General features: G+C 61.2%; 2 protein-coding genes. One reads left to right on the top strand and one right to left on the bottom strand.

All coding sequences use genetic code 11. The annotated features are described in order from the left end of the window. A partial coding sequence (locus ACREXZ_RS30830) for an ISAs1 family transposase (protein WP_431767913.1) occupies positions 1–1,006 on the top strand: 1,006 nt, incomplete at its 5' end. 5 nt (positions 1,007–1,011) lie between these two features. Here the strand turns inward: ACREXZ_RS30830 and folK are convergent. Beyond that, positions 1,012–1,366 (bottom strand): 2-amino-4-hydroxy-6-hydroxymethyldihydropteridine diphosphokinase (folK, locus tag ACREXZ_RS30825; protein WP_431767912.1); only part of this gene is annotated, 355 nt, incomplete at its 5' end.

The raw sequence follows: 1,366 nt of genomic DNA, 5'->3' as shown, positions 1-1,366 counted from the left end.
CGCGGTGCTGGCTGGGGCGGAAACGTTCGTCGACATCGCCCGGTTTGGGGCCAAAAAGCTCGATCTTTTGCGCCGGTTCCGGTCATTTCGCGACGGCACGCCTTCGCACGATCATCTCGGCGACATCTTCGCTTCGCTCGATGCCGAGGCGTTCCAACGCTGCTTTGTCGCCTGGGTGGCGGCCCTCACCGGGGCGCCGGCCGGGGTGATCGCCATTGATGGCAAGACCGTGCGCCGGTCCTACCAGAAGAAGGGCAAGGTCCCCATCCACATGGTCTCGGCCTTTGCCGCGCGCCAGCGTCTCGTGCCCGGCCAGGTCAAGGTGGCGGACAAGTCCAACGAGATCGTCGCCATCCCCAAGCTCCTGGAGATGCTGTCGATCGAGGGCGCTATCGTGACTATCGACGCCATGGGCTGCCAGCGCCACATCGCCCAGAATATCCTGGACAAGAAGGCCGGTTACGTCCTCGCGCTCAAGGGCAACCAAGGCTCGTTGCGCGAGGATGTCGAGGTCTTCGTGGCCGAACAGAAGGTCAATGATTTCAAGGACGCCAAAATCAGCCGGGACCACACGGTCGACGCCGATCACGGCCGCATCGAAACGCGGACCACCACTGTCATCCACGACGTCGCCTGGCTACAGGAACGGCATGACTGGCCAGGCTTGAAGGGCGTCGTCATCGTCGAAAGCATCCGTGAGATCGGCGACAGGATCGAGCAAGAAACACGCTTCTACATCACCTCGCTGGTGTTGCTGGCCAACCTCCTGGGACCGATCGTGCGCAGCCATTGGACGGTGGAGAACAGCCTGCACTGGGTGATGGACATGATCTTCCGAGACGATGAGTGCCGCATCCGTACCGGTCATGCTCCGGCCAATTTCACCACCATCAAGCACATGGCCCACAACCTGATCCGAAAAGCTCCAAGCAAGGACTCCCTGCGCCTCAGACGCAAGGTCGCCGCATGGGACGACGATTTCCTCGCAAGCCTCATCGCCGCATGATTCCTTCACCCGATTCCCCTGCATTTTTCGATTGGCTCGCCGGCGAAACGCGTGGCGGCCTTTGCGATGGAACGCCCTGAGATGTGTAAGTGAGGCGCGATTTCGGCCAAGGGCACCAAAACGAAAGCGCGTTCGAAAAGATCCTTGTGCGGCAAATTCAATTGGGCATGCGCGAAAGTCGCGTCGCCGTGGAAAAGAATATCGATGTCGATGAGGCGCGGCCCCCAGCGGACCGACGGTTTCCGGCCCATGTCGATCTCAACCGCATTGGTCGCGGCAAGGAGTTCGAGCGGCGGCAGGCGGGTTTCTCCCACCGCGCAGGCATTGGCGAAAAAATCCTGCTCGACATAACCCCCAGGC

The organism is Paraburkholderia sp., assembly GCF_050742655.1.
In the GTDB taxonomy this organism is placed as follows: Bacteria; Pseudomonadota; Gammaproteobacteria; order Burkholderiales; family Burkholderiaceae; genus Paraburkholderia.
Note: the sequence above shows the minus strand (reverse complement) of the source record. Positions and strands in the feature narration are given on the sequence as shown.